At 49.5% G+C, this 24,484-nt stretch carries 26 protein-coding genes and 1 pseudogene; 13 read left to right on the plus strand and 14 right to left on the minus strand.

Features of this window, described 5'->3' with window-relative positions:
* Window positions 1–114 precede the first annotated feature (114 nt).
* The 5 genes from AB4H76_RS10415 (at window position 115) to rnd (ending at window position 6,486) form a co-directional block, all read left to right on the plus strand.
* On the plus strand, window positions 115–2,025 hold the full coding sequence (locus tag AB4H76_RS10415; RefSeq protein ID WP_000128847.1) for an ATP-dependent DNA helicase: 1,911 nt from the start codon (window positions 115–117) through the stop codon (window positions 2,023–2,025).
* Between the two features lie 57 nt (window positions 2,026–2,082).
* Window positions 2,083–2,778: a tRNA (adenosine(37)-N6)-threonylcarbamoyltransferase complex dimerization subunit type 1 TsaB gene (gene tsaB, locus AB4H76_RS10420; RefSeq protein ID WP_001220981.1), complete on the plus strand. Its 696-nt coding sequence runs from the start codon at window positions 2,083–2,085 to the stop codon at window positions 2,776–2,778.
* A 39-nt stretch (window positions 2,779–2,817) separates the two neighbouring features.
* Window positions 2,818–3,399, plus strand: a complete 582-nt coding sequence (gene yeaY, locus AB4H76_RS10425) for a Slp family lipoprotein YeaY (protein WP_000290576.1) — start codon at window positions 2,818–2,820, stop codon at window positions 3,397–3,399.
* A 204-nt stretch (window positions 3,400–3,603) separates the two neighbouring features.
* On the plus strand, window positions 3,604–5,289 hold the full coding sequence (gene fadD, locus AB4H76_RS10430; RefSeq protein WP_000758422.1) for a long-chain-fatty-acid--CoA ligase FadD: 1,686 nt from the start codon (window positions 3,604–3,606) through the stop codon (window positions 5,287–5,289).
* Between the two features lie 81 nt (window positions 5,290–5,370).
* Window positions 5,371–6,486 carry a ribonuclease D gene (gene rnd / locus AB4H76_RS10435; protein WP_001307844.1) on the plus strand — a complete coding sequence of 372 codons (1,116 nt, stop codon included), beginning with the start codon at window positions 5,371–5,373 and terminating at the stop codon, window positions 6,484–6,486.
* Between the two features lie 53 nt (window positions 6,487–6,539).
* On the opposite strand, the gene yeaX is transcribed toward rnd, so the two are convergent.
* From yeaX to dmlA, 4 genes and pseudogenes are all read right to left on the minus strand, one after another.
* A complete protein-coding gene (gene yeaX, locus AB4H76_RS10440) occupies window positions 6,540–7,505 on the minus strand; it encodes a carnitine monooxygenase reductase subunit YeaX (protein ID WP_001287001.1) in 966 nt (321 codons plus the stop codon).
* A gap of 55 nt (window positions 7,506–7,560) precedes the next feature.
* Window positions 7,561–8,685 (minus strand): carnitine monooxygenase, oxygenase subunit YeaW, encoded by a 1,125-nt coding sequence (yeaW, locus tag AB4H76_RS10445; RefSeq protein WP_000067822.1) that lies wholly within the window; start codon window positions 8,683–8,685, stop codon window positions 7,561–7,563.
* 31 nt (window positions 8,686–8,716) lie between these two features.
* A pseudogene (gene yeaV / locus AB4H76_RS10450) lies at window positions 8,717–10,198 on the minus strand (BCCT family transporter YeaV); the annotation flags it as partial.
* Between the two features lie 154 nt (window positions 10,199–10,352).
* Window positions 10,353–11,438 (minus strand): multifunctional D-malate/3-isopropylmalate/tartarate dehydrogenase, encoded by a 1,086-nt coding sequence (gene dmlA / locus AB4H76_RS10455; protein ID WP_000978494.1) that lies wholly within the window; start codon window positions 11,436–11,438, stop codon window positions 10,353–10,355.
* Between the two features lie 102 nt (window positions 11,439–11,540).
* Here dmlA and dmlR point away from each other — a divergent pair, with 102 nt between their 5' ends.
* The 5 genes from dmlR (at window position 11,541) to AB4H76_RS10480 (ending at window position 14,343) form a co-directional block, all read left to right on the plus strand.
* Window positions 11,541–12,464: a DNA-binding transcriptional regulator DmlR gene (gene dmlR, locus AB4H76_RS10460; RefSeq protein ID WP_001300522.1), complete on the plus strand. Its 924-nt coding sequence runs from the start codon at window positions 11,541–11,543 to the stop codon at window positions 12,462–12,464.
* Window positions 12,465–12,590: 126 nt separating this feature from the next.
* Window positions 12,591–13,229, plus strand: a complete 639-nt coding sequence (gene leuE / locus AB4H76_RS10465; RefSeq protein ID WP_000457207.1) for a leucine efflux protein LeuE — start codon at window positions 12,591–12,593, stop codon at window positions 13,227–13,229.
* 172 nt (window positions 13,230–13,401) lie between these two features.
* Window positions 13,402–13,761: a DUF1971 domain-containing protein YeaR gene (yeaR, locus tag AB4H76_RS10470; protein ID WP_000939317.1), complete on the plus strand. Its 360-nt coding sequence runs from the start codon at window positions 13,402–13,404 to the stop codon at window positions 13,759–13,761.
* Window positions 13,762–13,764: 3 nt separating this feature from the next.
* Window positions 13,765–13,947 carry a DUF1869 domain-containing protein gene (locus tag AB4H76_RS10475; RefSeq protein ID WP_000513737.1) on the plus strand — a complete coding sequence of 61 codons (183 nt, stop codon included), beginning with the start codon at window positions 13,765–13,767 and terminating at the stop codon, window positions 13,945–13,947.
* Between the two features lie 147 nt (window positions 13,948–14,094).
* Entirely contained in the window at window positions 14,095–14,343 is a 249-nt protein-coding gene (locus AB4H76_RS10480; RefSeq protein ID WP_000512153.1) for a GlsB/YeaQ/YmgE family stress response membrane protein, read from the plus strand.
* Window positions 14,344–14,401: 58 nt separating this feature from the next.
* Here the strand turns inward: AB4H76_RS10480 and yoaJ are convergent, their stop codons facing one another.
* Genes yoaJ through dgcP form a run of 3 tightly spaced genes read right to left on the minus strand, consistent with a single transcriptional unit; the run spans window position 14,402 to window position 15,635 of the window.
* Entirely contained in the window at window positions 14,402–14,476 is a 75-nt protein-coding gene (gene yoaJ, locus AB4H76_RS10485; protein ID WP_001386836.1) for a protein YoaJ, read from the minus strand.
* Between the two features lie 2 nt (window positions 14,477–14,478).
* Window positions 14,479–14,577: a YoaK family small membrane protein gene (locus AB4H76_RS10490; RefSeq protein WP_001219350.1), complete on the minus strand. Its 99-nt coding sequence runs from the start codon at window positions 14,575–14,577 to the stop codon at window positions 14,479–14,481.
* A gap of 32 nt (window positions 14,578–14,609) precedes the next feature.
* On the minus strand, window positions 14,610–15,635 hold the full coding sequence (gene dgcP, locus AB4H76_RS10495; RefSeq protein WP_001329055.1) for a diguanylate cyclase DgcP: 1,026 nt from the start codon (window positions 15,633–15,635) through the stop codon (window positions 14,610–14,612).
* 182 nt (window positions 15,636–15,817) lie between these two features.
* On the opposite strand from dgcP, the gene yoaF reads away from it, so the two are divergent.
* Window positions 15,818–16,072 carry a DUF333 domain-containing lipoprotein YoaF gene (yoaF, locus tag AB4H76_RS10500; protein WP_077491453.1) on the plus strand — a complete coding sequence of 85 codons (255 nt, stop codon included), beginning with the start codon at window positions 15,818–15,820 and terminating at the stop codon, window positions 16,070–16,072.
* A 21-nt stretch (window positions 16,073–16,093) separates the two neighbouring features.
* On the opposite strand, the gene AB4H76_RS10505 is transcribed toward yoaF, so the two are convergent.
* Window positions 16,094–16,441, minus strand: a complete 348-nt coding sequence (locus AB4H76_RS10505) for a DUF488 domain-containing protein (protein WP_001297652.1) — start codon at window positions 16,439–16,441, stop codon at window positions 16,094–16,096.
* Between the two features lie 54 nt (window positions 16,442–16,495).
* Window positions 16,496–17,677, minus strand: coding sequence for a 2-nitroimidazole transporter (gene nimT / locus AB4H76_RS10510; protein ID WP_000128491.1), 1,182 nt, complete (start codon window positions 17,675–17,677; stop codon window positions 16,496–16,498).
* 96 nt (window positions 17,678–17,773) lie between these two features.
* Here nimT and nimR point away from each other — a divergent pair, with 96 nt between their 5' ends.
* Entirely contained in the window at window positions 17,774–18,595 is an 822-nt protein-coding gene (gene nimR / locus AB4H76_RS10515) for a DNA-binding transcriptional regulator NimR (protein WP_077491451.1), read from the plus strand.
* Here nimR and AB4H76_RS10520 read toward each other — a convergent pair.
* The gene (locus AB4H76_RS10520; protein WP_077491449.1) at window positions 18,552–18,998 is read right to left on the minus strand and encodes a DUF441 domain-containing protein; all 447 of its coding nucleotides are present in this window, start codon (window positions 18,996–18,998) and stop codon (window positions 18,552–18,554) included. The genes nimR and AB4H76_RS10520 overlap by 44 nt on opposite strands.
* A 169-nt stretch (window positions 18,999–19,167) precedes the next feature.
* On the opposite strand from AB4H76_RS10520, the gene yoaI reads away from it, so the two are divergent.
* Window positions 19,168–19,272, plus strand: coding sequence for a small membrane protein YoaI (gene yoaI / locus AB4H76_RS10525; protein WP_000999630.1), 105 nt, complete (start codon window positions 19,168–19,170; stop codon window positions 19,270–19,272).
* On the opposite strand, the gene yeaK is transcribed toward yoaI, so the two are convergent.
* The 4 genes from yeaK to AB4H76_RS10545 all read right to left on the minus strand — a co-directional run bounded on the left by yeaK (window position 19,273) and on the right by AB4H76_RS10545 (window position 24,395).
* Window positions 19,273–19,776 (minus strand): mischarged aminoacyl-tRNA deacylase, encoded by a 504-nt coding sequence (gene yeaK / locus AB4H76_RS10530; protein ID WP_000138051.1) that lies wholly within the window; start codon window positions 19,774–19,776, stop codon window positions 19,273–19,275. It lies immediately after the preceding gene.
* A gap of 42 nt (window positions 19,777–19,818) precedes the next feature.
* A complete protein-coding gene (gene dgcJ / locus AB4H76_RS10535) occupies window positions 19,819–21,309 on the minus strand; it encodes a diguanylate cyclase DgcJ (RefSeq protein ID WP_077491447.1) in 1,491 nt (496 codons plus the stop codon).
* 180 nt (window positions 21,310–21,489) lie between these two features.
* Window positions 21,490–22,965 (minus strand): GGDEF domain-containing protein, encoded by a 1,476-nt coding sequence (locus tag AB4H76_RS10540; RefSeq protein ID WP_000616417.1) that lies wholly within the window; start codon window positions 22,963–22,965, stop codon window positions 21,490–21,492.
* Between the two features lie 146 nt (window positions 22,966–23,111).
* Window positions 23,112–24,395: a YeaH/YhbH family protein gene (locus tag AB4H76_RS10545; protein ID WP_000219686.1), complete on the minus strand. Its 1,284-nt coding sequence runs from the start codon at window positions 24,393–24,395 to the stop codon at window positions 23,112–23,114.
* Window positions 24,396–24,484 lie beyond the last annotated feature (89 nt).

The raw sequence follows: 24,484 nt of genomic DNA on the forward strand, positions 1-24,484 counted from the left end.
CCTTCCATTTTCGTGCTGCAAAGACTGCCACAATGTGAGGTCGCCGTCACCACTTCAACTGGCGAAAGCGCCCTCATCCTGACATAATCCCTGTTCAAATCAACAGGGGGTAGTGTGACGGACGATTTTGCACCAGACGGTCAGCTGGCGAAAGCGATACCAGGCTTTAAGCCGCGAGAACCACAGCGACAGATGGCGGTAGCCGTCACCCAGGCGATAGAAAAAGGCCAGCCGCTGGTGGTGGAAGCAGGAACCGGTACGGGCAAAACCTACGCTTACCTGGCTCCTGCGCTGCGGGCGAAAAAGAAAGTCATTATCTCGACCGGCTCAAAAGCGTTGCAGGATCAGCTCTACAGCCGCGATTTGCCAACAGTCTCAAAGGCATTGAAATATACGGGCAACGTGGCGCTGCTGAAAGGGCGCTCAAACTACCTCTGCCTCGAACGTCTCGAACAGCAGGCGCTGGCGGGGGGCGATCTGCCGGTACAAATCTTAAGCGATGTGATCCTGCTGCGCTCCTGGTCTAATCAAACAGTCGATGGTGATATCAGCACCTGCGTCAGCGTGGCGGAAGATTCACAGGCGTGGCCGCTGGTCACCAGCACCAACGACAACTGTCTTGGCAGCGACTGCCCGATGTATAAAGATTGCTTTGTGGTCAAAGCACGTAAAAAAGCGATGGACGCCGATGTGGTGGTGGTAAACCATCATCTCTTTCTGGCGGATATGGTGGTTAAAGAGAGTGGATTTGGCGAACTGATCCCGGAAGCGGACGTCATGATCTTCGACGAAGCCCACCAGCTACCGGACATTGCCAGCCAGTATTTTGGTCAGTCACTCTCCAGTCGACAACTGCTCGACCTGGCAAAAGACATCACCATCGCTTACCGCACCGAATTAAAAGACACCCAGCAGTTACAAAAGTGCGCTGATCGTCTTGCCCAGAGTGCGCAGGATTTTCGTCTGCAACTCGGTGAGCCAGGTTATCGCGGTAACCTGCGTGAGCTGTTAGCTAATCCGCAAATTCAGCGGGCATTTTTACTGCTCGATGACACCCTGGAACTTTGTTATGACGTGGCGAAACTGTCACTGGGGCGTTCCGCCTTGCTGGATGCGGCATTTGAGCGCGCTACGTTGTATCGCACACGGCTGAAGCGGCTAAAAGAGATCAATCAGCCGGGCTACAGCTACTGGTACGAATGCACTTCGCGCCATTTTACTCTGGCTCTCACGCCGCTCAGCGTGGCGGATAAATTCAAAGAGTTAATGGCGCAAAAGCCTGGTAGCTGGATCTTCACCTCAGCAACGCTGTCGGTGAACGACGATCTGCATCATTTCACCTCGCGGCTTGGGATAGAACAGGCGGAGTCGTTGCTATTGCCAAGCCCGTTTGATTACAGCCGCCAGGCGTTACTCTGTGTGCCGCGCAATCTGCCGCAAACCAACCAGCCAGGTTCTGCTCGCCAGTTAGCGGCAATGCTGCGACCGATCATCGAAGCTAACAACGGTCGTTGTTTTATGCTTTGTACCTCGCACGCCATGATGCGTGATCTGGCCGAGCAGTTCCGCGCTACCATGACGCTTCCCGTTTTGTTGCAGGGGGAAACCAGCAAAGGGCAACTGTTGCAGCAATTTGTCAGCGCCGGTAACGCGCTTCTTGTGGCAACCAGTAGTTTCTGGGAAGGGGTGGACGTGCGTGGCGATACATTGTCATTGGTGATTATCGACAAGTTGCCGTTTACCTCGCCGGATGATCCACTGTTAAAAGCGCGCATGGAAGATTGTCGTTTGCGCGGTGGCGACCCGTTCGATGAAGTGCAACTACCAGATGCCGTCATTACTCTCAAACAGGGGGTAGGGCGACTGATTCGCGACGCCGACGATCGTGGCGTGCTGGTGATTTGTGACAATCGGCTGGTGATGCGTCCTTACGGCGCGACGTTTCTCGCCAGTCTGCCGCCCGCGCCACGCACTCGTGACATTGCCCGTGCGGTTCGTTTCCTTGCGATACCATCCTCCAGGTAATTTGTTACGGAGTATGGTATGATGCGCGCCTTTTTATTGATCTAAGCACGAAGACCCATGCGAATTCTGGCTATCGATACCGCGACAGAGGCCTGCTCTGTCGCCCTGTGGAACGACGGTACTGTCAACGCTCATTTTGAGCTTTGCCCTCGTGAACATACTCAACGAATCTTACCGATGGTGCAGGATATCCTGACCACCAGCGGAACTTCCCTGACTGATATTAACGCTCTGGCTTACGGGCGCGGCCCCGGTAGCTTTACCGGCGTGCGCATTGGTATTGGCATTGCGCAAGGGCTGGCACTTGGCGCAGAGCTACCGATGATTGGCGTCTCCACGCTAATGACGATGGCGCAAGGGGCGTGGCGCAAAAACGGCGCAACCCGCGTGCTGGCAGCCATTGACGCGCGAATGGGCGAAGTTTACTGGGCCGAATATCAGCGTGATGAAAACGGTATCTGGCACGGTGAAGAAACCGAAGCCGTACTCAAACCCGAACTCGTTCATGAACGAATGCAACAGCTTTCCGGCGAATGGGTAACGGTAGGGACGGGCTGGCAAGCCTGGCCGGATCTCGGTAAAGAGAGCGGGCTGGTTTTGCGCGACGGAGAAGTTTTACTGCCAGCGGCGGAAGATATGCTGCCGATTGCGTGTCAGATGTTTGCCGAGGGTAAAACGGTGGCGGTGGAACATGCCGAACCGGTTTATTTACGTAACAACGTCGCATGGAAGAAACTTCCGGGCAAAGAATGAATCTTAAGAGTATGCCCTGAGAAAAAAAGGAGTCGCACCATGGCGGTTCAAAAGAATGTTATCAAAGGCATACTGGCAGGTACGTTTGCGCTAATGCTGAGCGGTTGTGTCACTGTGCCGGACGCCATTAAAGGCAGCAGTCCCACGCCGCAACAAGATTTAGTTCGGGTGATGAGTGCGCCGCAGCTGTACGTTGGTCAGGAGGCACGCTTTGGTGGCAAAGTGGTTGCGGTACAAAACCAGCAAGGGAAAACTCGCCTGGAAATTGCTACCGTACCGCTGGACAGCGGAGCCAGACCGACGCTGGGAGAACCTTCTCGCGGTCGCATTTATGCCGATGTGAACGGTTTTCTGGACCCGGTGGATTTCCGTGGACAACTGGTTACGGTAGTCGGGCCAATCACTGGTGCGGTTGACGGCAAAATCGGCAATACGCCCTATAAATTTATGGTGATGCAAGTAACGGGTTACAAACGTTGGCATTTAACCCAGCAGGTGATTATGCCGCCTCAGCCGATTGATCCATGGTTTTATGGCGGTCGTGGCTGGCCCTATGGCTACGGCGGATGGGGCTGGTATAATCCCGGCCCCGCGAGAGTACAAACAGTTGTAACTGAATAATTGCTTGTTTTTAAAGAAAAAGAAACAGCGGCTGGTCCGCTGTTTCTGCATTCTTACGGTAAAGATAAAAATAAATAGTGACGCGCTTCGCAACCTTTTCGTTGGGTAATTATCAAGCTGGTATGATGAGTTAATATTATGTTAACGGCATGTATATCATTTGGGGTTGCGATGACGACGAACACGCATTTTAGAGGTGAAGAATTGAAGAAGGTTTGGCTTAACCGTTATCCCGCGGACGTTCCGACGGAGATCAACCCTGACCGTTATCAATCTCTGGTAGATATGTTTGAGCAGTCGGTCGCGCGCTACGCCGATCAACCTGCGTTTGTGAATATGGGGGAGGTAATGACCTTCCGCAAGCTGGAAGAACGCAGTCGCGCGTTTGCCGCTTATTTGCAACAAGGGTTGGGGCTGAAGAAAGGCGATCGCGTTGCGTTGATGATGCCTAATTTATTGCAATATCCGGTGGCGCTGTTTGGCATTTTGCGTGCCGGGATGATCGTCGTAAACGTTAACCCGTTGTATACCCCGCGTGAGCTTGAGCATCAGCTTAACGATAGCGGCGCATCGGCGATTGTTATCGTGTCTAACTTTGCTCACACACTGGAAAAAGTGGTTGATAAAACCGCCGTTCAGCACGTAATTCTGACCCGTATGGGCGATCAGCTATCTACGGCAAAAGGCACGGTAGTCAATTTCGTTGTTAAATACATCAAGCGTTTGGTGCCGAAATACCATCTGCCAGATGCCATTTCATTTCGTAGCGCACTGCATAACGGCTACCGGATGCAGTACGTCAAACCCGAACTGGTGCCGGAAGATTTAGCTTTTCTGCAATACACCGGCGGCACCACTGGTGTGGCGAAAGGCGCGATGCTGACTCACCGCAATATGCTGGCGAACCTGGAACAGGTTAACGCGACCTATGGTCCGCTGTTGCATCCGGGCAAAGAGCTGGTGGTGACGGCGCTGCCGCTGTATCACATTTTTGCCCTGACCATTAACTGCCTGCTGTTTATCGAACTGGGTGGGCAGAACCTGCTTATCACTAACCCGCGCGATATTCCAGGGTTGGTAAAAGAGTTAGCGAAATATCCGTTTACCGCTATCACGGGCGTTAACACCTTGTTCAATGCGTTGCTGAACAATAAAGAGTTCCAGCAGCTGGATTTCTCCAGTCTGCATCTTTCCGCAGGCGGTGGGATGCCAGTGCAGCAAGTGGTGGCAGAGCGTTGGGTGAAACTGACCGGACAGTATCTGCTGGAAGGCTATGGCCTTACCGAGTGTGCGCCGCTGGTCAGCGTTAACCCATATGATATTGATTATCATAGTGGTAGCATCGGTTTGCCGGTGCCGTCGACGGAAGCCAAACTGGTGGATGATGATGATAATGAAGTACCACCAGGTCAACCGGGTGAGCTTTGTGTCAAAGGACCGCAGGTGATGCTGGGTTACTGGCAGCGTCCCGATGCTACCGATGAAATCATCAAAAATGGCTGGTTACACACCGGCGACATCGCGGTAATGGATGAAGAAGGATTCCTGCGCATTGTCGATCGTAAAAAAGACATGATTCTGGTTTCCGGTTTTAACGTCTATCCCAACGAGATTGAAGATGTCGTCATGCAGCATCCTGGCGTACAGGAAGTCGCGGCTGTTGGCGTACCTTCCGGCTCCAGTGGTGAAGCGGTGAAAATCTTTGTAGTGAAAAAAGATCCATCGCTTACCGAAGAGTCACTGGTGACTTTTTGCCGCCGTCAGCTCACGGGATACAAAGTACCGAAGCTGGTGGAGTTTCGTGATGAGTTACCGAAATCTAACGTCGGAAAAATTTTGCGACGAGAATTACGTGACGAAGCGCGCGGCAAAGTGGACAATAAAGCCTGAGCGTTAAGTCAGTCGTCAGACGCCGGTTAATCCGGCGTTTTTTTTGACGCCCACTAAAGAGAAAACAATTTGAATTACCAAATGATTACCACGGACGATGCGCTGGCTTCTTTGTGTGAAGCCGTCCGTGCCTTTCCGGCGATAGCCCTGGATACTGAATTTGTTCGTACGCGCACTTATTACCCGCAGCTGGGGTTGATTCAACTTTTCGATGGCGAGCATCTGGCGCTAATCGATCCACTCGGGATCACCGACTGGTCACCGCTGAAAGCGATCCTGCGCGATCCGTCCATCACAAAATTTCTCCATGCAGGCAGTGAAGATCTGGAAGTGTTCCTCAATGTCTTTGGCGAATTACCACAACCCTTGATTGACACGCAAATCCTTGCTGCCTTCTGCGGACGCCCGATGTCATGGGGTTTCGCTTCCATGGTGGAAGAGTATTCCGGCGTTACGCTGGACAAGAGTGAATCGCGCACCGACTGGCTGGCCAGACCGCTGACCGAACGTCAGTGTGAATACGCAGCGGCGGATGTCTGGTATCTGTTACCGATCACCGCCAAGCTTATGGTAGAAACGGAGGCCTCCGGCTGGCTACCTGCGGCGCTGGATGAATGCCGCCTGATGCAAATGCGTCGTCAGGAAGTCGTTGCGCCGGAAGATGCCTGGCGTGATATCACCAATGCCTGGCAATTACGCACACGCCAACTGGCCTGTCTGCAACTGTTAGCCGACTGGCGACTGCGCAAGGCGCGAGAGCGCGATCTGGCGGTGAACTTTGTCGTGCGTGAAGAGCATTTGTGGTCGGTAGCGCGTTATATGCCGGGAAGTTTAGGCGAACTGGACAGCCTGGGTTTATCCGGTAGCGAAATCCGCTTTCACGGTAAAACGCTGCTAGCGCTGGTGGAAAAAGCGCAGACATTGCCGGAAGATGCCTTACCGCAGCCGATGCTTAACCTGATGGACATGCCGGGTTATCGTAAAGCGTTTAAAGCGATTAAGTCGCTGATTACTGACGTGAGCGAAACGCATAAGATCAGCGCCGAATTGCTGGCATCGCGTCGGCAAATCAACCAACTGCTGAACTGGCACTGGAAACTGAAACCGCAGAACAATTTGCCGGAGCTGATTTCCGGCTGGCGTGGTGAGCTGATGGCGGAAGCATTACACAATTTATTGCAGGAATATCCGCAGTAAAATCTTCCGAAGCCGGACTGGGCGCGCTCAGCGCCACATCCGGCTTCGGCAAACTACAAATCCAACACCAGGCGTTTACCCTTCGCACGCGAACAACAGATCAACATACTTTGCTGGCTGGCACGCTCTTCATCGCTAAAATATTGATCCCGATGGTCAGCTTCACCTTCCAGTATTGCTGTTTCGCAGGTTCCGCATACCCCTTCACGACATAAACATTCCACTTTCGCGGCTTTATTATTTTCAATAACCTGCAAAATAGTCATCTCTTCCGGCACCACAAACTCTTTTCCGGAACGGGCAAGCACCAGGGTAAATGCATCGCCAGTTTTGTCTTCGATAGCAAATTGCTCAAAGTGCAGCGTATCGGCGGCGATGTCCAGACGCGCAGCTTCACTTCTTACCGCTTCAATTAGCGCCTCGGGGCCACAGGTATAAACGTGTGTGCCAGGTTCGATATCCGCCAATAATCGCGCTAATTCCAGTCGTGTTCCGGTTGATGAATGATGCAAATGGACTTTCTCAGCCTGCGGATGCTGGACTAGCTCATCACGAAATGCGCAACTTTCTGGATTTCGCGAGCAGTAATGTAGCTGCCAGTCGACGTCGCTGTGTTGCAGCTCTGCCATGTGCGACAGGAAAGGGGTGATACCAATACCGCCCGCGATAAACAGATGCTTTCTGGCTGAGGGAATTAGCGCAAACAGGTTATTAGGCGTTGAAATCGTTAACCGATCGCCCACTTTTACCTGCTGATGCAAAAAGCGGGAACCGCCGCGCGAGTTTTCCTCCAGCCGAACGGCAATCTGATAACAAGAGGTGTCATGCGGCGAACTCAGTAGTGAATACGCATTGCTGTACTGGTTATCACCATCGCTCATCTGCACAATGATGTGACTTCCTCCGGTGAACGCAGGCAGCGGTTTGCCATCGGTTGCCACCAGCGTGAAGCGTTTCACCTGTTCGGTAAGCGGTTCCACCTGACTCACCTGTACTTCAAACATTTGATAGTCTGACATTGCTGTACTCCATCAAAAATCAGCCCAGCGGCGGAAAATACCGCCGCCGATGTCATTAGTCCTTAAACACCTGCGCCAGCAGATTATGGAAATGGGCGATACCATGTTCGGAAATGCCACTACCGCTACTGTCGGCCATGATGCGCCCCTGACCACGATAGCCACGCGATTTCAGCCCTTTCTGTACGCTTTCAACCAGACGTAAATCTTCCGGACGGAACACATCGCGATACCACTCAATCAGCGATTTTTGCTCGTCGGTTAACTCTTCATTGGTGAAGTAAATATCGTAGTTTTGCAGGGTAGTTTCAGAATCCACCGGGAATTCATAAATGACCGTCATCATCCCTTTGATCGGGGTGACGTTCAGCATCGTGCACGGCCACAGCCAGAAACCGTGGAATGCCGCATCCGTACCCTCTTCAAATTTAAACGACTGTTCGGACGGTTTGGCGAAACCGTATTGCAGCGTCCAGTTACCGTGCATGGTGTGCCAGTAACGATCAACCTGTACGGAGTCGGAGAAACCTGGATGCGCCGGACCACAGTGATAGCACTCGAGATAGTTATCGACAATGTTCTTCCAGTTGGCAGGCGTGCGGGTGGTAAAGCGGGCCGCCAGTTTCAGATCGTGGACTTCCGGGCAGGCTTCCAGCACTTTCGCGCCCAGACCGGGTAACTGATCTTCTACGCTGGTGGCGTTGGGGTCCATGTTGATGAAGACGAATCCGGCATATTCTTCCAGACGCACCGGAACCAGTTGCGCTTTGTCGCTATCGAAATTGGCGACGTTTTCGCAGTTACGTGCATGGGCCAGGTTGCCATCGAGTTTGAATGCCCATGCGTGATACGGGCAGGTAATCACATTTTTTGCTTTTCCTTCACCGCTCAACAACTGATGACCACGGTGCGGACACACGTTATAGAACGCGCGCAAAACCTTATCACGACCGCGTACCAGCACGATGCTTTCGCCAATGATCTCACGCGTCACATAATCATTGGCATTCGCCAGTTCGCTGCTGTGAGCGACGCAAATCCAGCTTTTGGCGAAGACGTTCTCTTTTTCGTGTTCAAACGCGTTCTGATCGGTATAAAAACGGGCAGGAATGGTCCACGCCTCTTGCGGGTTAGCGCAAAAATTTTCGGGTAGTACAAAGTCAGGGCTCAGATTGCTCATAGGGATACCTTTATCGTTAGGATGATGGCGCTCAGTTGTCGCCTTTGAATACGGTTCCCGCAGGGAGCACTGGCGTTTTTTCCAGGGCTTCAACCGGTGTCTGCGGGAGATAATGTTCAACTTGATGAGCCGGAATGTCGGCGTAATCCTGTTTCAGCCAGCGAATAAACCCGCCGACTTTCACCAGTAAAATGACGAGGAAGGGAAGGGCTGTGAGCACGACGGTGGTTTTCATCGTTTCCAGCGAAGCATCGGTAAACAAGATGGAAAGCGGGATCAGAGTGATCACCACGCACCAGAAAAGACGCAGCCCACGGTCAGGATCGTCACCTTCCTGGAGATTACGCGTACTGGTCGCCGCCATGGTGTAGGCCACTGCATCCATATGCGAGGCAAGGAAAATAATCATCACGCCCAGGTATGCGGCGAGGAACAATTTACCGGCTGGCAACGACATCAGAACTTGCTGTACAGCTGTTTCGCCGCCCAGTGTTTCCAGCACCTGTGGGACGTTGATTACGCCATTGATAAACTGATGAATGGCATAGCTTTCCATTACGCCAAAGAAGAACCAGCAACCGACGGTGCTGCCGAGGATCAGTCCCCAGATAACTTCTTTAATCTTACGACCGCGGGAAACGCGGGTGACAAACATTGCTACGCCAGGGGTGTATGAGATCCACCACAGCCAGTAGAAAACGGTCCAGTTGCGGGTAAATGAACCATCGCCAAGCGGATCGGTGAATAAGCTCATTTGCAGGAAGTTTTGCGTGGTCAGGCCGATGGCATTGATGATGCTGTTGGTAATAAATTCGGTTGGGCCGACAATCAGCACCAGTAATGGCAGCAGGAACGCGCCCCAGCCAACCATTTTGCTCAGACGTTGCAAACCGTTGTTGATACCAATCCACGAGCTTAGGCAAAAAATGCCGCCGGAAAGCAGGATCACAAATGCCTGCACGGTGAAGTTATCGGGTAAACCGGTCAGCGCGGAAAGCCCACGGGTAAAGGTTGCTGCGGTAACAACAAGGGAAATGGTCAGTGCGCCGACAGTGGCGATCAGGAACATCAAATCGACCAGTTTTCCCCATGGGCCTTGCGGGCGAACGCCGGTAATAGCAGCAATAATGCCGGAAAGGCTCAGACCTTTGTTTTTCCGCACATGAAAGTGATAAGCCATGATTAATGAGGCCAGCGTATAAGTTGCCCAGGCGCTGATGCCCCAGTGGAAGAAAGAGTAGGGAACGCTAAATTCGAGTGCCTGTTGTGAACGCGGTGCGATATTTAATCCAGGCGTTTGATAATAATAGGCCCATTCAGCAACCCCCCAATAAAGCGTAGAAGAACCTAAACCGGCACAAATAAACATAAACAGCCAGGAGAGCGTGCTGTATTCCGGTTTTCCTTCGCCAAGACGAATATTGCCGTATTTACTGGTGGCTAAATAAATCACCAGTCCCATTGCCAGCAAAACCAATACCTGTACGGCGGAACCTAACGTACGCGTAACAAAATTTGCATGTTATATAAATTAAACAATTAAGAATACGGAAAGCCATAAAACACGAAACGGAAACAATAAAAGGTGAAATGACGCAGGTTATTTACTGCAAAGAACGAATAAAAAAACCGCGTCAGTGACGCGGTTCAAATAAACTGGTTTGACCTTAACGCAAAATAATTTTGCAAATCGCGTCGGCAACCTGTGGCGTGGTGGCATTGCCTTTCATATCAGGTGTTTTCGGCCCGTGAGCAATCACTTCTTCAATTGCTGCCAGAATACCGTTATGCGCTTGCTGGAAACGCTCATCGCCATTGCCGAGAAAATCGAGCATCATTGCCCCGGCCCAAATCGTGGCGATAGGGTTAGCAATATTTTTCCCGTAGATATCCGGCGCGGAACCGTGGACAGGCTCGAAGAGCGACGGGAAAGTGCGTTCCGGATTCAGGTTGGCGGATGGGGCAATGCCAATGGTGCCGGTGCAGGCCGGGCCAAGATCGGAAAGGATATCGCCAAACAAATTGGACGCCACCACCACATCGAATCGTTCCGGCTGCATCACAAAACGCGCGCAGAGAATATCAATATGCTGCTTGTCCCAGCGGATCTCCGGGTAATTCTCGGCCATTGCTTCCACTCGCTCATCCCAGTACGGCATGCTGATGGCTAAACCGTTCGATTTAGTGGCAGAAGTTAGCGTCTTACGTGGGCGGCTTTGCGCAAGTTCGAAGGCATAACGCAAAATGCGATCGACACCACGACGCGTAAATACCGATTCCTGAATGACGACTTCATGCTCTGTACCTTCATTCACTCTACCGCCGAGCGAGGAATATTCGCCTTCGGTGTTTTCCCTGACCACGTAAAAATCGATGTCGCCAGGCTGTTTTCCCGCCAGCGGGCAGGGAACGCCAGGAAAGAGACGAACCGGGCGCAGGTTGACGTACTGGTCGAATTCACGACGAAATTTCAGCAGCGAACCCCACAACGAAATATGGTCCGGAACGGTATCCGGCCAGCCGACGGCACCAAAATAGATGGCGTCGAAACGGCTAAGTTGCTCATGCCAGTCGTCCGGCATCATTTTACCGTGATGGCTGTAATACTCGCAGCTCGCCCACTCCATTTGCTCAAAACTCAAGGCGAAGCCCCAGCGCTCAGCGGCAGCCTGTAACACGCGAATCCCTTCAGGAAGGACTTCTTTGCCAATCCCGTCTCCCGGGATCGCAGCAATACGCATCGTTTTCATCATTGGGTTCTCACTTCCTGACCATCAAAATTGACAACATCACCATCCTATAATTGACTGAAAAGGAATTAATCCCCGTAACTGGTGAAACATAAAACACGAATCATGAATAATTTACCGCTGCTGAATGATTTGCGCGTCTTTATGCTGGTGGCTCGCCGGGCTGGTTTTGCCGCCGTGGCGGAAGAACTGGGCGTTTCACCGGCGTTCGTCAGCAAGCGCATCGCCTTGCTGGAGCAAACGCTAAACGTGGTGTTGTTACACCGCACCACCCGCCGCGTCACCATTACCGAAGAAGGAGAGCGGATTTATGAATGGGCGCAGCGGATTTTGCAGGATGTCGGTCAGATGATGGACGAACTTTCTGACGTGCGTCAGGTGCCGCAGGGGATGCTGCGTATTATCAGCAGCTTTGGTTTTGGACGACAGGTGGTGGCTCCGGCGTTATCAGCGCTGGCGAAGGCGTATCCGCAACTGGAATTACGTTTTGATGTGGAAGACCGACTGGTCGATTTGGTCAATGAAGGTGTCGATCTCGATATTCGCATTGGCGATGACATCGCCCCTAATTTAATCGCCCGCAAACTGGCGACCAATTACCGTATTCTCTGCGCGTCGCCGGAATTTATTGCGCAACATGGCGCGCCGAAACATTTAACCGATCTTTCTGCATTGCCGTGCCTGGTCATTAAAGAGCGCGATCATCCTTTTGGTGTCTGGCAATTACGCAATAAAGAAGGCCCCCATGCGATTAAAGTCACCGGCCCACTGTCGTCTAATCATGGAGAAATTGTCCATCAGTGGTGTCTCGATGGGCAGGGGATTGCTCTGCGTTCCTGGTGGGATGTTAGCGAAAACATTGCCAGTGGTCATTTAGTGCAAGTGCTACCGGAATATTACCAGCCAGCGAACGTCTGGGCCGTTTATGTTTCAAGGCTGGCGACGTCAGCGAAAGTGCGGATAACGGTAGAATTTTTACGCCAGTATTTTGCCGAGCACTACCCGAATTTTTCACTGGAGCATGCCTGATTAATGATTCAATTATCGGGTTGATATCAGGTTAAAACCTGATTTTCTCCTTTCTAAGCCGCTACAGATTGGTTAGCATATTCACCTTTAATCGCGCATGATCGAAAGATAATTAAAGAGGTTAATGTGTTCGCTGAATACGGGGTTCTGAATTACTGGACCTATCTGGTTGGGGCCATTTTTATTGTGTTGGTGCCAGGGCCAAATACCCTGTTTGTACTCAAAAATAGCGTCAGTAGCGGTATGAAAGGCGGTTATCTTGCGGCCTGCGGTGTATTTATTGGCGATGCGGTATTGATGTTTCTGGCATGGGCTGGAGTGGCGACATTAATTAAGACCACCCCGATATTATTCAACATTGTACGTTATCTTGGTGCGTTTTATTTGCTCTATCTGGGGAGTAAAATTCTTTACGCGACCCTGAAGGGTAAAAATAGCGAGGCCAAATCCGATGAGCCCCAATACGGTGCTATTTTTAAACGCGCGTTAATTTTGAGCCTGACTAATCCGAAAGCCATTTTGTTCTATGTGTCGTTTTTCGTACAGTTTATCGATGTTAATGCCCCACATACGGGAATTTCATTCTTTATTCTGGCGACGACGCTGGAACTGGTGAGTTTCTGCTATTTGAGCTTCCTGATTATATCTGGTGCTTTTGTCACGCAGTACATACGTACCAAAAAGAAACTGGCTAAAGTTGGCAACTCACTGATTGGTTTGATGTTCGTGGGTTTCGCTGCCCGACTGGCGACGCTGCAATCCTGATGCTTTCAGCCCGCGTTGTCGCGGGCTTCCCATCTATAATCCTCCCTGATTCTTCTCTGATATGGTGCTAAAAAGTAACCAATAAATGGTATTTAAAATGCAAATTATCAGGCGTACCCTGAAACGGCTGGAATAAACCGTTTTCAGCGCATTCACCGAAGGAGGGAAAAGGATGCTGCAAATCCCACAGAATTATATTCATACGCGCTCAACGCCTTTCTGGAATAAACAAACTGCGCCTGCCGGCATATTCGAACGTCATCTTGATAAAGGAACGCGCCCGGGGGTTTACCCACGCCTTTCCGTTATGCATGGGGCGGTCAAATATCTCGGCTACGCTGATGAACACAGTGCAGAGCCTGATCAGGTGATCCTTATCGAAGCGGGGCAGTTTGCGGTGTTCCCTCCAGAAAAGTGGCACAACATTGAAGCCATGACTGACGATACTTATTTCAACATTGACTTCTTCGTGGCTCCTGAAGTCCTGATGGAAGGTGCGCAACAACGGAAAGTCATTCATAACGGGAAATGAATCATGGGCAAAGCAACGTATACCGTGACCGTCACCAATAACAGCAATGGCGTTTCTGTCGATTATGAAACAGAGACGCCGATGACTTTGCTGGTGCCAGAAGTGGCGGCTGAAGTGATAAAAGATCTGGTGAATACCGTACGTTCTTATGACACGGAAAACGAACATGATGTTTGTGGTTGGTAATTATCACTGATCGTTGATGGCGCAATTTCTGCGCCATCGCAAAAAAAACCTCCGTGATGCTCGTCACAAATCTTGCCCTCCCGATGTTGTGCTATGCTTTTTATCAGCGACTAACCCGCTAATGCAAAACAGATAAGTGAGGAAACAATGGGCATTCTGTCATGGATTATTTTTGGGCTTATTGCCGGTATTCTGGCGAAGTGGATCATGCCAGGTAAAGATGGTGGTGGATTCTTTATGACTATCCTGCTGGGGATAGTCGGTGCTGTAGTCGGCGGATGGATCAGCACGCTGTTTGGCTTTGGTAAAGTCGATGGCTTCAATTTTGGCAGCTTCGTGGTTGCCGTTATTGGTGCGATTGTCGTGCTATTTATCTACAGGAAGATTAAAAGTTAACGCGTAAATTGCACAAAGGCTGCACACAGGCAGCCTTTGCTATTTTTTAGAGGTGACGTTACCACCATCCCAGCTCAGTGCCGAGTACGACAATAATCGCCACACCCATCATAATAATCGTTGTTTTTTTCATCTTTATGCTCCCGGGGCAGCATAGCCGCCAATAAAAAACCATGCTAAAAATACGACCGCTGTAATGAAGATTACAACCGGAAAAATAATACCGATTCGCATGTTATCACCAATCAAAAGGATGTGAATACGCCTCAGGAATGTAGCGCTGGATGCGCGACAAAAGGTGTTTTCTGTTTGTGTTTTTTCTCCTGATACATCGCAATATCGACAGCATGCAGGGCACTGTCTGCATCGGTTGTTTCAGGATCGACTTCTACTATGCCAAGACTGGCACCGGGATAATACAAATCAACATCACCTAAGTGATATTCTCCACGTATTTGCTGTTGAATACGTTCTCGCAGCGACGAAATATCCGCATTCTCGTTGTTTAGTGAAACAACCAAAAACTCATCACCACCGAGACGACCAATAACTTCGCCATTTTGCTGGAGCGTATTAAGGCGCTCGCCAACCTGAATGAGAAACAGATCGCCACTATTATGACCAAAACGATCATTGATTAATTTGAAGTTATCCAGATCGATAAACGCGATCATTATCTTATGGTTAAGATGCCGGGCGAGGGAAAACAGCGTCGTCAGATTTTCAAAAATCGCCCGCCGATTCGGTAGCCCGGTTAACGAGTCGGTATACGATTGCGCAATCAGCGCAGCATTGGCTTCGCGCAGCTGTTCAACCAGTGCCTCTTTTTGAATATATTGTGCAATCAGTCCGGCGAATAACTGTAAAACCTGTTCCGCGCGTTCACTCCACTGGCGCTTCTCACTGCTGGCGGCGCAAAGCGTGCCATAGAATGATCCATCCGGTAAGTGAATTGGCGTGCTCAGAAATGTGGTGATGCCAAGATTGCGTGCCGCAATACAGTCGCCCCAACGGTCAGGGACTTCATCGCTGAAAAAGCAGTTTTCATCAATGGCGCGTTTGCATAACGAGTAATCCCACGAGACGGTAAAATTCTCCGGGATGTGCATTTTCTGGCTGTTACGGGCAAACATAATATGCTGCAGGCGCGCTTCGACATCCACTTTGGTCAGGTAGGTTGATTCCATATCAGTGACCATTTCCAGCATCTCCAGAAGCTGTCGGACCAGACTTTCCAGTGACTGTTCTTTGGCAAGGGATTGCGAGACGCGGGCGATAATCTGATCTGACACGGAACAACTCCAGGATACGGCGGGTAAGTGCTGATTATTTAATCTTTGCAGGCATGATAAAACATCATCAACAAAGATGAAACAAGACGTAATATGTTTTGAGTGAATGTAATAAAAATAGTGCTGCAAAACAAAACGATACCGCGATACTCTAAGCTTGGATAAATATGTGAGATCAATAAATGAAAATTATCAGTTTTGTTCTGCCTTGCTTGCTGGTCCTGGCTGGTTGTTCAACCCCTTCTCAGCCAGAAGCACCTAAACCGCCGCAGATTGGTATGGCAAATCCGGCGTCGGTCTATTGCCAGCAGAAGGGCGGGACGCTCATTCCAGTGTCGACAGCGCAAGGGGTCAGCAACTATTGCAAATTACCGGGCGGTGAAACGATTGATGAATGGGCATTGTGGCGACGGGACCATCCGGCTGGTGAAAAATAACCGCCGGATGCTGTACTAAAATCACAAGCTACGTAGCCAGTCGGCCAGCACCAGCGCATGGTTCTGCGTGGTGTTTTTTGCTGCGTAGAGCAGGGTCAGCGGCTGTTTTTTGGCGATGTCCGCCAGCCGCTTTCCTTCTTGCTCGTGTTGCGCCAGTTCTGCAAGATATTGCTCGCGAAAGGTTGCAAAATCGACGACTTCGCCGTGAAAGGCTTTGCGCAGTTCCGTTGACGGCGTGATTTCTTTATCCCACTCATCAAGGGCTAAATCGGTTTTTTTGATACCGCGCGGCCAGAGGCGGTCGACCAGTACGCGATAACCATCGCTCTGTTCAGCCGGATCATAAACGCGTTTGCACTGAATATTCATCGTGTTTGTTCTCCCTTTCACGCATGATTTGTCACGTCACTATAGCACCGGATATTAGCGAATTTCTTTGTCTCTCCCGGCGCAAAGTCCGAAAATCGCCATCAGTAGTGAAAGTATTGCAACACCCATCAGTGGTACGGACCAGTTACCGTTAGCATCGTGTATTTTACCCATTAGCGGCGGCCCACAGGCTGCCAGCAAATACCCGACGGATTGTGCCATCCCCGAGAGTGCCGCCGCCTGATGCGCAGAACTTGCCCGAAGACCAATGAACGTCAACCCCAGTATCATTGTTGCGCCGGAACCAAAACCGAAAAGCAGAGTCCAGGTGATCGCGTGCGCTGGCATAAAGCAGAGCCCAACAGCGCCCACTGCGCACATCAAGGCAACGAACGCTGCAATACCACGCTGATCTTTCACATGATGTAAGAAAAGTGGGATCAGCAAACCGGGTGCTGCTGTGGCTAGTTGCAGCAAACCATGCAGTGAACCCGCCTGTGCTTCGCTATAGCCGTGACTGATGAGGATCGCCGGAAGCCAGCCAATAATCACGTAATAGACCAGTGAGTTGATCCCAAGAAACAATGTGACCTGCCAGGCAAGCGGCGAACGCCAGATACCCCGAGTATGTAAGGCGCGCGAGGTACTCAAATTTGCATGTTGTTGACTTCGCCACTGTGGCAGCCATAAAAAAAGAGCCAGCAGAGGAAAACACATCAGCATGAGCAACGCGCCTTGCCAGCCAAAACCGTTCAAAGCCAGCGGCACGACCATAGCCGATCCCAGTGCCGCTGCAGCTCCCATTGTCAGGGAATATGCGCCGGTAAGTCTGGCGACGGAATGAGGGAAATCGCGTTTAATTAATCCTGGCAGTAAGACATTGCCTAATGCAATCCCACCGCCAATGACCGCTGTACCGCCAAATAATAAGTAAGGCGAAGGGAGAGAGCGAATTGCGATACCTGCACAGATCAAAAGTAACGCGGCAAACAGGCTACGTTCCATACCAAAACGTCGCGCCACCGGGGCAGCCAAAGGTGAGATTAGCGCAAAGGCCAATAATGGCAGGGTGGTCAATAAGCCGGTTTGCGCTGTCGTCAGCGAGTAAGCGGAACGAATCGTATCCAGTAACGGCGCTGCGCCGGTAAAGGTGACGCGTAATGTTGTGGCAATCATCAGAATGCCAGCGATAAGGACAATCCTGTTTTTGCCGCTTAATGAAGTTGAACAGGTCATATGCTTCTCATTGTTACAAACGAGGCTGTACCTTACCGTTTTTATAGTTATGTTGAATCAAGCTAAAATGACAAATTATCGCTAAATTCGGACAAAATGATGCACAGGTTGAATCTCAATGGCTATGAACCCGACCGACACCATGAAGCCGCGGTCGCATTTTGTATTCACGCCGGAACGGATGAGTTAACCAGTCCTGTACATCAGCACCGCAAAGGACAGCTGATACTGGCATTACATGGTGCAATTACCTGTACGGTGGAAAATGCTTTGTGGATGGTGCCGCCACAATATGCGGTTTGGATACCGGGCGGGGTGGAACATAGCAATCAAGTGACAGCTAACGCTGAACTCTGTTTTCTGTTTATCGAACCCAGCGCAGTGACAATGCCGACAACCTGTTGCACATTGAAAATATCGCCCTTATGCCGGGAATTAATTTTAACTCTGGCAAACAGGACGACGACTCAGCGTGCTGAGCCGATGACCCGCAGATTAATTCATGTCCTGTTTGATGAACTCCCTCAGCAGCCACAACAACAGCTGCACCTACCCGTTTCTTCTCATCCTAAAATCCGCGCGATGATGGAGATGATGGCGAAAGAGCCCGTCGAGTGGGGGTCATTGGGGCAATGGGCTGGCTTTTTTGCGATGAGTGAACGCAATCTTGCCCGACTGATAGTAAAAGAGACGGGGTTGAGTTTTCGCCAGTGGCGACAGCAGTTACAGCTGATTATGGCGCTTCAGGGATTAGTGAAAGGCGATACTGTACAGAAAGTTGCTCATACGCTGGGGTATGATTCAACAACGGCCTTTATTACTATGTTTAAGAAAGGCCTGGGGCAAACGCCAGGCCGATATATTGCGGGATTAACTACTGTTTCCCCACAATCAGCGAAACCAGACCCGCGGCAATAAGCGGGCCAACCGGTACGCCGCGAAACAGCGCTACGCCTAAAACAGTGCCCACCAGCAGCCCAGCAACCAGTTGCGGCTGGCTGCCCATTAACGTCACGCCGCGCCCACCCAGCCAGGAGACAATAACGCCTACTGCAATTGCCACCAGCGATTTCCAGTTCAGAAACGAGTGAATCAAGGTTGAGGGCGGTAGCGTCCCGCTGGCGATGGGGGCCATAACGCCAATCGTCAGAATGATTATCCCGATACTTAGCCCCTGTTTTTCAATCCACGGGAAAAAGGTGCTTAACGGTGTGATGCGGACAATGATCAACACCAGAATTGAAACGGCGACAGTGGTGTTATGACTGATAAAGCCCAGCGCAGCTAACCCGAGCAGGATCAGCAAAGTGACATCAAACATCGTGGTTTCCTTGCCAAAAAATAATAAGCCTGCTTACTTTACGCTTGCTGCAGGAAGGAAGTAGAAAATCTTTACGTTTTTTGCATAAAAAATCAGGCGAACTGTCATCAAACTGCCATTTGTGCACGCTAACAATAACGTGAAAACAGCTATCTCCCGGGGGCATGCTATGAACGATCAAATGTTCGTCGAGACACTGATTATCACGTCATCGTTTTTTGCCATTGCTGTTGTGCTGGTTTTGTCCGTTCTGCTTATTGAACGGACAGGCTAGTTACGCAGTGCGGCGGAAATTGACCAGTTCTGGTTGCGCAATGCGCAAATAATCCGCGGTTTTCAAAATAACGGATTTATCCAGCATACCTGCATTGAAGGCGATTTCATCAAATCGTTCGAAGAGTAGAGGGTCGGCAACCAGTTTGAGTTTTGGATGGAAGCTGAAAGGGGGGATCGCGCCGAAGACACAGCCTGTGAGTTCATCGACTTCCGCCGGGCTGGCCAACGAAGCGCGTAATCCGCCTATATGGCTGGCGAGTTGGCTCAGATCGGCCTGTTGATCGGCTGCGAGGATCGCCAGAACATGTTGATTTACGCCATTGCCTTTGACTTTACATACCAGTGCCTTAGCTCCCTGGCCTAAAGCGGTGCCACGAATTTCTGACACCGCTTCACATTTACCTACCGCTTCATGGGTAACGACGCGGAAGTTAGCACCTTCTTGTGATAATAAAGCGATTAACCGCTGATGCGTCACGCTTCCTTTAGCCATTTCAGTCATTTCACGCTCCTGAGATTACAAGCAAACAACCACAGAAGGTTATCATGAACGGCTGTTTTTGTTCTGCTTATTGACATATAAACGCTCATCGGAAGCTTTATACGCATCATGTAACGTATCGTTTTCTTTCATCGCGTAAATACCGGAAGAGAAGCCAATCTCTTTCTGCGGCGCGATATGTTGCAGACGTTTTTCGATACGTTCAGGCAGTTGTGCTGCAATTTGCGGCGTCGAATCGACAAGAATGATGCAGAATTCATCGCCACCGAGTCGGATGGCATAATCACTTTTACGAATCGATTGTTTAATCGCCTGAGCTAATAACGTAATCGCTAAATCCCCCTCCTGATGACCGAGGGTGTCATTTATTTGCTTTAACTTGTCCATGTCAATTGCAATAAACATCACCGAAGAACCGGCTTGCACCAGTTTCTGCAACCGCTGCTCCAGTTCAGGGGTTAAAATTTTGCGATTATACAGTCCAGTCATCGCATCACTAATATTTTCTCGCGACACATTTTGGTATAAACGGAAGTGCATCCGCACCATATTCAGCAAAATTAACGCCGTCAAAATCCAGAACAGAACGCTTTTCCACGAAGACGTGATAAAGTAAAGAATATCAATGGATAACGAGACACGAATGCCGCCCGGTAAGTCATGGACGTAACTGACATACTGGAACAGATTATCTTCGCTCTGGTTGATGATAATGTCGCGCCCCGAATCGGTATCGGTTAGCGTGACATTGAGAAAACGCCAGAGGAGAGGGCGGTCATGAGTGTAAAAGATATTCCGCAAATTGTTTTTGTTAATATCCAGCAGCACAATCCCTTTTAGCTGCCCTGCGATATATACCGGCGTCAGCAAACTCATCACGTTCTGTTTAGTACGCTGATCCTGGTAAATGCTCGACAATACGGTACGCCCGGTAAATACCTTTTCAATATCTTTGCGATCGATGCCAATACTTCCTGACTGCAGGAAGGACCAGTTATTCATCGCAAAGTATTCAACATTAACCGGCTCATAAAAATAGACATAGCGGTCATTGAGATCGAGATAATAGTGAAATTTCTCTTCGGCCATCCCAAGACCTGAACCGTAATCATCCTGGTGGCGGTTGCCTTCCACTGCCTGATCAAAAGCGGGTAATAGTGCTGCAGCTTCCACAATTGTGTCGCAGTCAGTGGATGCGGTTTGTAGTGTGCCGCGTAAGCCCGGGTATTTATGGGCAGTCAGGTTTAAGCCATGGGTATTATTGGCAGACTCAAAAGCCTCGCAGATGGCGCGCCGCTGTTCTGGCGACACTTCCGACTGCTCAGCAGCGAGAGCGCGCATCACATGCGCGGCAATACTCTGATTCTGATACTTATCATAAAGAAAGGAGGAGTCTGCTTTCTGCACGATATAGCGCAGATAGGCACTCATTGCTCTGTCGCTGGCGACAAGTTCAAAAATAAGGAAGGAAGATGTCAGCACAATGACACTTGCGGCGATAAAATGCCGGAGCATTCTATGGTGCAATTTCATGATAAATGGCACTCCTTCGGTTAGTGAAACGAGAAAACCAGATAAAGTTCGATTGCGGCCTGGCACAGGGGCGCTAATTATACTCATCTCTGCGCCGCTGGGGAGGGGAAATTTAGGGGTAATAGTAATAAATTGTATGCAAAAGCCACGCAAAAAGCATGGCTCTGAATATTTTTGCACTTAAATATGATGAATAATCACTTTGTTGCCCCCCTCGCTTTTCGCTTCGCGTAAGGCTTTATCTGCTTCCGTCATGACAAGCGAGATATTACGCGTGTCACCCGTTGAAAAAACCGTGCCAATACTGATGGTCATTTGTTCAGGAACATCATATCTGTTACTAAAGCCGGTCAGGAGTTCGACATTTTTACGCATACGTTCCGCAATGATTTTTGCCTGGGCACTATTGAGTTCGGTAAATAGCAAGCCAAACACCTCACCCTCCAGTCGCGCTAAAATATCATCGGGGCGGATGCTTTGCTGGATAATATCGACAATTGAAACCAGCACTTTATCACCCACACGATGTCCCCATTGGGCATTGATGCGTTTGAACTGATTAATATCAACCAGCATGACACAGAAGTCCTTAACAACAGGTCGCGACAATAATGACTCTACGCTGTTGAAAAAGTAGCGCCGATTATAAATATTGGTCAGCACATCATGAACTGCCAGTTTGCTGGAGAGTTGCAGTTCCTGAAAAATGTTATAAATCAGAAAAGACACAACAAACAGTTTACTGGAGACTTCAATCCCGCGACTGATGTACCAGATGGTGTAATTATACTCATCCAGAGTCAGTAGAAGTAAGTTGCAGCATAGCGATGCCAGACATAATAATGCTATTAATGGCCATAGTTCGCTGGCTAATCGTGTACGCATGATAATAAAGAACAGTAAAAATGCCCACAGACAAACCAATATTTTTGTATAGTTGATTCCCCAGGTCGCAGTATGGTTGTCAGGACAGTAGTCGACGACATACAAAGAATAGTCAGCGTTATAACTGCTCAGATTGTGTGCCAGAAGGGGAAAAACTAAAAAAGGAATCAGCGCCAGCAACAGGATTCCCGTTTTTTTCTTATTGTTGTCAAGGATGTTGTCTTTTCCATAACAAAAGAGTGCCAGCGAGGTTAAACAAATAAAACTGAGTTGGCGGAAAATATAGAAAATAGAAACATCATTCGACTTTGTCTGGATCAGTGTACTGCCGTTAATTGGTTTATGGATAATTACAATGGTTTCAACTAAATAGATAAGGCCACTTAAAAATGCAAGGCTTAAAATGAGTGTTGGTAAAATTTGTTTGTTAGTGAAATATTTCATTAACATGAAAAGAAAAATGACGGCGTTAAGGAAAAACAAAGCCACAACAACCATCAGGTAATTCATCTGTGGGATGAGTTTTACATTTGTGTTTTCGTTATATAAGGTAGTAATGCAAAATAAAATTAACGTCAGCAATAAACTGAAAATAAAAAAGCTTTGAGCTTTTAATTTTTGTGTACCCATAGAAACCATAAAAAGGAGAGCAATGTGAGTGCTGGATTTTATTGATGGCAGAGATATATAGTTTTGACCAAGATCAATTTTCGTTAACGATAAAAAATATTTAAAGAATAACCCCATGGAAATACGTGTTGACTGAATCATTTTTCCGAATGATTGTTTTCTGGAACTAAATTATGTAAAGGTTATGCTGTCATATTTAAAGCGATTGTAAGCTAATGTATGTAATAAATGAGATAATTTACAGTAAGCTAAAAATCAGCCAGGCGATAATGACCTGGCTGATAGTTTTAGTCTTTAGCTGTTGCATTTTGTTTATGAAACAGTTCACGGAACACCGGATAAATATCATCCTGGTCGCGGATGTGCTGCATCGCAAAGTTGTCGAAAGTAGATTGCAGATGCTCATATTCTCGCCACAATGTCTGATGTGCACGACGGGTAATTTCGATATAGCTGTAATAACGAACAACAGGTAATAATTTTTTCGCCAGGATTTCATGGCAAAGCGGAGAGTCATCGGCCCAGTTATCGCCGTCCGATGCTTGTGCAGCGTAAATATTCCACTGTGCCGGGTTATAACGCTCTTTCACTACCTCATCCATCAGTTTCAGGGCGCTGGAAACAATGGTGCCGCCTGTTTCCTGCGAGTAGAAAAACTCATGTTCATCGACTTCTTTCGCCTGGGTATGATGGCGGATGTATACGACTTCCACGTTCTTATACGTTCTGCTGAGGAACAGATACAGCAGAATATAAAAACGCTTAGCCATATCTTTAGTGGATTGATCCATTGAACCGGAAACGTCCATCAGGCAAAACATCACTGCCTGGCTGGAGGGATCGGGCCGCTTCTCGTAGTTCTTGTAACGTAAATCGAAGGTGTCAATAAAAGGGACGCGTTCAATTTTGGCACGTAATTCTGCAATTTCTTTGCGCAGACGTTCCTCTTCCAGCAGTTGCGCAGGTTCACTGTTGCTGATGATGGCCAAATTCTCTTCCAGTGCATGAAGTTCCCGCCGCTTGCCTGCCGTCATGGCTGTGCGTCGCGCCAGTGAGTTCTGCAATGAACGCACAACGCTGATATTGGCCGGAACGCCGTTAGCGGTATAACCCGCCCGATGCGTTTTATATTCGGTCAGCTGGCGTTGTTGGTTTTGTTTCAGATTCGGTAAGGCCAAATCTTCAAAGAGCAGATCAAGATACTCATCTTTCGAAATCTGAAAGACAAATTCATCCTGACCTTCACCATCCTGGCTGGCCTGGCCCTGACCACTGCCGGAACCTCCGCCGCCACCCTGGGGACGTTCAATTCGGTCGTTCTGGACGAAATGGTCATTGCCCGGATGCACGCGGTGGCGCAGACCGCCACGCCCCTGATGAAACATCGGTTCGCTAATATCTTCCGTGGGAATGGATACGGATTCGCCGCTGTCGACGTCAGTCACCGAACGCTTATTAATGGCCTCGGAGATCGACTGTTTAATTTGCGCTTTATAACGGCGTAAAAAACGCTGGCGATTCACCATGCTTTTGTTTTTGCCGTTCAGACGCCGGTCAATAAACCAGGTCATATGCCCCCCGTACTACATTTGCCAACTGTATGCTACGCCTGTGTTGCCGCTTCTCAGGCCCACGGTTCGCTGTCGTTGTAGGCCCGGTA

It is taken from the genome of Escherichia sp. UTM R2 (assembly GCF_048593455.1).
In the GTDB taxonomy this organism is placed as follows: Bacteria; Pseudomonadota; Gammaproteobacteria; order Enterobacterales; family Enterobacteriaceae; genus Escherichia; species Escherichia coli.

Excerpts from the sequence above, each read along its gene's own strand:
- AB4H76_RS10475 (WP_000513737.1), top strand. The coding sequence starts at position 13,765 with ATGGGCAAAGCAACGTATACCGTGACCGTCACCAATAACAGCAATGGC.
- AB4H76_RS10520 (WP_077491449.1), bottom strand. The coding sequence starts at position 18,998 with ATGTTTGATGTCACTTTGCTGATCCTGCTCGGGTTAGCTGCGCTGGGC.
- AB4H76_RS10480 (WP_000512153.1), top strand. The coding sequence starts at position 14,095 with ATGGGCATTCTGTCATGGATTATTTTTGGGCTTATTGCCGGTATTCTG.
- AB4H76_RS10540 (WP_000616417.1), bottom strand. The coding sequence starts at position 22,965 with ATGATTCAGTCAACACGTATTTCCATGGGGTTATTCTTTAAATATTTT.
- yoaF (WP_077491453.1), top strand. The coding sequence starts at position 15,818 with ATGAAAATTATCAGTTTTGTTCTGCCTTGCTTGCTGGTCCTGGCTGGT.
- AB4H76_RS10545 (WP_000219686.1), bottom strand. The coding sequence starts at position 24,395 with ATGACCTGGTTTATTGACCGGCGTCTGAACGGCAAAAACAAAAGCATG.
- dmlR (WP_001300522.1), top strand. The coding sequence starts at position 11,541 with ATGAATAATTTACCGCTGCTGAATGATTTGCGCGTCTTTATGCTGGTG.
- yeaK (WP_000138051.1), bottom strand. The coding sequence starts at position 19,776 with ATGACTGAAATGGCTAAAGGAAGCGTGACGCATCAGCGGTTAATCGCT.
- AB4H76_RS10505 (WP_001297652.1), bottom strand. The coding sequence starts at position 16,441 with ATGAATATTCAGTGCAAACGCGTTTATGATCCGGCTGAACAGAGCGAT.
- dmlA (WP_000978494.1), bottom strand. The coding sequence starts at position 11,438 with ATGATGAAAACGATGCGTATTGCTGCGATCCCGGGAGACGGGATTGGC.
- yeaR (WP_000939317.1), top strand. The coding sequence starts at position 13,402 with ATGCTGCAAATCCCACAGAATTATATTCATACGCGCTCAACGCCTTTC.
- yeaW (WP_000067822.1), bottom strand. The coding sequence starts at position 8,685 with ATGAGCAATCTGAGCCCTGACTTTGTACTACCCGAAAATTTTTGCGCT.
- yoaI (WP_000999630.1), top strand. The coding sequence starts at position 19,168 with ATGAACGATCAAATGTTCGTCGAGACACTGATTATCACGTCATCGTTT.
- rnd (WP_001307844.1), top strand. The coding sequence starts at position 5,371 with ATGATTACCACGGACGATGCGCTGGCTTCTTTGTGTGAAGCCGTCCGT.
- AB4H76_RS10490 (WP_001219350.1), bottom strand. The coding sequence starts at position 14,577 with ATGCGAATCGGTATTATTTTTCCGGTTGTAATCTTCATTACAGCGGTC.
- nimR (WP_077491451.1), top strand. The coding sequence starts at position 17,774 with ATGATGCACAGGTTGAATCTCAATGGCTATGAACCCGACCGACACCAT.
- tsaB (WP_001220981.1), top strand. The coding sequence starts at position 2,083 with ATGCGAATTCTGGCTATCGATACCGCGACAGAGGCCTGCTCTGTCGCC.
- nimT (WP_000128491.1), bottom strand. The coding sequence starts at position 17,677 with ATGACCTGTTCAACTTCATTAAGCGGCAAAAACAGGATTGTCCTTATC.
- dgcJ (WP_077491447.1), bottom strand. The coding sequence starts at position 21,309 with ATGAAATTGCACCATAGAATGCTCCGGCATTTTATCGCCGCAAGTGTC.
- yeaX (WP_001287001.1), bottom strand. The coding sequence starts at position 7,505 with ATGTCAGACTATCAAATGTTTGAAGTACAGGTGAGTCAGGTGGAACCG.
- yeaY (WP_000290576.1), top strand. The coding sequence starts at position 2,818 with ATGGCGGTTCAAAAGAATGTTATCAAAGGCATACTGGCAGGTACGTTT.